This is a genomic window from Acinetobacter pollinis (genome assembly GCF_015627175.1).
In the GTDB taxonomy this organism is placed as follows: domain Bacteria; phylum Pseudomonadota; class Gammaproteobacteria; order Pseudomonadales; family Moraxellaceae; genus Acinetobacter; species Acinetobacter pollinis.
On record NZ_VTDQ01000074.1, the window covers coordinates 1 to 4,268 of the forward strand.

Sequence of the window (4,268 nt, forward strand, 5' to 3'; positions counted from 1 at the left end):
ATTTAACATAAAATTAAGTTATACGACATTCTGTACGCATATACGCACGGGTGAGGGAGGAGGAGCTTGCCGACCGACCGACCCGACACCCGTGCGTAGTTTGATTGGCACACTACTATCTAATAGTGTGCCTGACTCCGAAATTTCGGAAATAATTTAATTCTCGCGCATTAGTTCTTTGCTTTTATTGTGTACTATCATCATTCGTAACATACTTTTTAATTGTTCTCTTTCTTCATTTTTAAATCTTTCTACTTCTCTAAATAATACTTTTAAATCTCCATTTTTTCCTAGTTCTTCATCATTAAATAGAAGCATATCTGCACTAACTCCTAGTGCTATTGTTACATTTTTAATTGTAGATGCTCTTGGGTCACTTCCTTCTTTTAATGCACTGCTTATTGTACTTGCTGGCAATGATGCAAGTTTAGCTAACTCTTTTTGATTGATATTCAGCTCCCTCATAAGCTGTTTAATATTCTTTGCAATGCTCATAATGAACGATATTCCGTTTTAACATCCTTAAAACAATCACTTTATTCTTTTTTAAAACGAAATACTGCATTTTTTTTGTTGATTTAAACGAAATATTGTTTTATAAAACGTATTAACGTTTATATGGAACGAAATATCGTTTTATATAAGCATTACTGTTAGGTTTTTTGGGTTATACATATGCTTGATCATATTCGTATTGCAATTCATGTCTTGCCGACTTTTGTTAAAAGTTTGGCTAATCATCATTATTTTAATGGTGATATTCGTGACTATGGTTTGCCTGCGGCGACTCGTTTTGTTGGTAAAACAGAAGATGGTCAAACAACTACAGGTGATCTTTATCACCCGTATGAATCTATTCCTAGTTCTTATACAGATATGGCGATGAAATTCTACGCTAACACTATGAATGCTTTGCCGTATGTTGAATTAAAGGCTTCGCCTTTAAAGCTTTTACAGGGTCACAATGTTTATGGATTTGAGTCTATACATTTAGGTCTTACCGAAATGTTAGGAATGCTTACTGATTCTTATCCTGAACTCTGTGCAATTCTTGATTTTTCTAATATTGAGCTACTGCATTTAGATACGACTTATTTTGTTCGTTTACCGCATCAGAACATGGTTCAGCCTGTGCTTGATTATCTTTCCAAAGTGTCTGTAGGGCATCGCAAAGCGAAGTTAGTTAAGTATGACAACTATGTTACTTGGGGTAGTGAAAACGGCCGTTATATTCGTCCTAAAGCTTACGGTAAATATAAAGAAGTGCTTGGTCAATTAAATACGTTACAGAAACAGGCAGATAAAGGCTGTATGCGCTCTAAATCTCTTGTTGTTGCTATGCATGATGTTCTTAAGTTTGCTAATGCTCATGTTCGATTTGAATCACGTATTTGCAAAACATATTTAGCCAAAAATGGTTATCCAACGAATATTTGGAAATTAATCGACTTACAACGGGAACAACCCGATCTACTTGCCAAACTATGGCATGTTTCATTTGACCCGATTTTAGACACATTAAAGGGTGGATCTATGAGTTTTTCTGACGATGGACAAGTTCTTGAATCTTTACGTTCTAAACTTTTTACAATAACTAAGTCTGGTAAGACTAGTTATACCAAAGCTGATAATGCTTTTAAGTTTTATTGTTTATTGCGTCAAGTTGGTTGGCAACAGATCAAGCTTTTATATCGTGAAAGTACTTTTTACGACAATGTAAATGCTCTTTTAAATTCTGGCCTTTTTAATAAGTCTGAGCTTCAGAATCTCTCTGATAACCCGAATGGGACAGTCATTCCTTTTGTTCGTTTAGTCGAAATCAAGTTCGACGAACAGCTTCCACCTGATTATCAAATTCCAGTTTCAAAATATGCCGATAAATTCGGTTTAGTTGCCTAAGGGGTTATTACTATGCACATTTCATTTAACAAACGTTCGCTTTTACCATCTGTTTATAAAAAAGAAGATAAGGCTTATTACAGCACTACGCTTTTCGCTCCAGTACGTTACAACTTGAATTTTGGCGAGGGCATGATGCCAGTCGAACAGATGAAAGCTGTTCTTGATCAATGTGCCGAAAATGCTCAAGAGGTCGAAGTTGAGTTCACAGAATCTCAAACTAAATTCGGTCCTCAAATGACTATTTTTTCAGTAAAGCCTTTACCTAAGAAAGCACCTTAATCATGTCAAATAAAGATCAAATAATTAAGGTTATCGAACATTTAGAAGATATCAAAAGTAAAGATATTGCTTATCTTCGCAATGAATGTTTTAACGATCTTGTTGATAGATCGACTATGTCAATGATTGTTAAAAGAATTGATCTAGCAATTTCAGATTTAAAGAATTTAAAGGTTTAGAAGAATGGCATACGTTTGTGAAACTCTGCGAACAATCGGAACGATGCAAACGTGTGTTTCATACGTTCAATTTAAGCCGTCATGGCTTGATGAGTTGAACAATTTAAGCAGAGCCGATGCTAATACGCTTTTGGTCGAGATTATTAGCTTTTGGCTCTTATGTTCAGGGTTGCGAATGCTACTCAAATTTATAGAAAGGTAAATGATTATGACACAAGTTCAAACAATCAAACGTAAAGATACTTTACGCAACAAGTTAAACAATGCAACGACTAAATTTGCTGTTGTTGCAACGCCTGTAATTATGGCAACTGGAGCACATGCGGCAGACGGTAATAGTGTAGATGTTTCAAGTCTTGCATTAACTGGCTTGGGTGCTGCGGCCGCATCTGTCTTTGTAATTAAAGCGGGTCCATCGCTCTTGATGTGGGGCTATCGTAAAGTTCTCGGCTTTGTTGGTCGTTAATTTTTCGCCCAGTGTTTCGGCACTGGGTCTATTCTTACTTCTGTGAAGTAACTTTATGACTACTTTATATATTATCGTTGCACTTGTCGGGTTCTTCATATTACTTAGCTAGTGCTAGGGGCTTAATATGTTTTACCGCTATTTACTTCTGCTTTTACTTATCTTTTCTTCACATTCTGTATTTGCGCGTGTTTATTATGCGGGTACTTATGGTCAAAATGACCCAACTCCTGAAGGTGCTTGTCGTAAATATGCTCGGTGGCTTTACAATAAAGAGCCAGTAGCTTTTGAAATGACTGGTGCTACTACTTGTAGGTTTAGTTATTACGACGGTGAAAGAACTAAATACGATTGGTTTAACGGCTCAGTACAAAAATTTGAAGTTAATGATTGTGAAAAGGGCAAAATCGCTTATTCAGGATCTATTACAATTTCAAGATGGAAAGATGAAAATGAGCATGTTTCTTTAGCTGAACAAGCAAATAACAAGTTAAAAGCTTCTAGTCCTACGATTTGCCAAAATTCTTGTAAATATGATTATCAATTTTTGAGCGGTAACTCTGATACTTCTTATACTGGTTCTTATGCTTCTAACGGTGAAACTTGTTCTTCTGAAACCTCTGCTGGAAACTACAATTTGACTGGTACAGGCAAGCCGTCAACTTCTCCAGTAGCGAGCGAACCCACCACTTCAACAAATACAAATACGACTAATACAGGAAGTACAGGAAGTACAGGAAGTACAGGAAGTACAGGAAGTACAGGAAGTACAGGAAGTACAGGAAGTAATAGCACGTCAAGTAATGGCGCGTCTAGTAATACAAATACTGGTACTGGTACTGGTACTGGTACTGGTACTGGTACTGGTACTGGTACTGGTACTGGTGATAGTAACGCATCAAACACGACTAACAATACAAATAATACGACTAATACAACAAATACAAGTACGAGTAATTCATCAAGTACAACAACAAATACAACGGTTACAGGTGGTAATACTAACGTTGATCTCTCTCCAGTGACTTCTGCAATTAATTCGCTTAAAGATGCAATGAATAACGGTTTAAAGGCATTGCAAGAAAAGATTGATTCTATCGAGCAAACAGTTAAAGACATGAAAGACTGGCTGACAAAAGAAGATACGCAAGATAGACAAACACAGGTCGATATTGAAGAAAAAGTTCCTGAAGTAAAAAACACGCCTTATTTGCAATGGGGTGAGTATTGTCCGTTCTCCCCCGGCACTCAAAACATATCATTAGAAAATACAACGGCTTCAATTGATTACGATTTAACATCGTGGTGCAAACTTGCATCAGATATACGCCCGTTTGTACTTGCGATCGGTGCATTAATGTCTTTCTTGATTGCGTCAGGTGTCATTATGGGTGGTAATGATGATTAGATTACTTTTTATTTTTGGCGACTGGCTTTTAAAA

General features: G+C 36.5%; 6 protein-coding genes. 5 read left to right on the top strand and 1 reads right to left on the bottom strand.

Going from position 1 to position 4,268, the window contains the following annotated elements:
• Positions 1–156: 156 nt before the first annotated feature.
• Entirely contained in the window at positions 157–495 is a 339-nt protein-coding gene (locus I2F23_RS13585; protein ID WP_195773103.1) for a helix-turn-helix domain-containing protein, read from the bottom strand.
• Positions 496–675: 180 nt separating this feature from the next.
• Between I2F23_RS13585 and I2F23_RS13590 the strand changes: the two genes are divergently transcribed.
• From I2F23_RS13590 to I2F23_RS13610, 5 genes are all read left to right on the top strand, one after another.
• Entirely contained in the window at positions 676–1,899 is a 1,224-nt protein-coding gene (locus tag I2F23_RS13590) for a phage/plasmid replication protein, II/X family (RefSeq protein WP_195773104.1), read from the top strand.
• A 12-nt stretch (positions 1,900–1,911) separates the two neighbouring features.
• Complete coding sequence (locus I2F23_RS13595) at positions 1,912–2,181, top strand: hypothetical protein (RefSeq protein ID WP_195773105.1); 270 nt, start codon at positions 1,912–1,914, stop codon at positions 2,179–2,181.
• A gap of 2 nt (positions 2,182–2,183) precedes the next feature.
• A complete protein-coding gene (locus I2F23_RS13600; RefSeq protein ID WP_195773106.1) occupies positions 2,184–2,360 on the top strand; it encodes a hypothetical protein in 177 nt (58 codons plus the stop codon).
• A gap of 208 nt (positions 2,361–2,568) precedes the next feature.
• The gene (locus tag I2F23_RS13605; RefSeq protein ID WP_195773101.1) at positions 2,569–2,826 is read left to right on the top strand and encodes a hypothetical protein; all 258 of its coding nucleotides are present in this window, start codon (positions 2,569–2,571) and stop codon (positions 2,824–2,826) included.
• 127 nt (positions 2,827–2,953) lie between these two features.
• A complete protein-coding gene (locus I2F23_RS13610; protein ID WP_195773107.1) occupies positions 2,954–4,234 on the top strand; it encodes a virulence factor TspB C-terminal domain-related protein in 1,281 nt (426 codons plus the stop codon).
• The last annotated feature ends 34 nt before the right edge of the window (positions 4,235–4,268 follow it).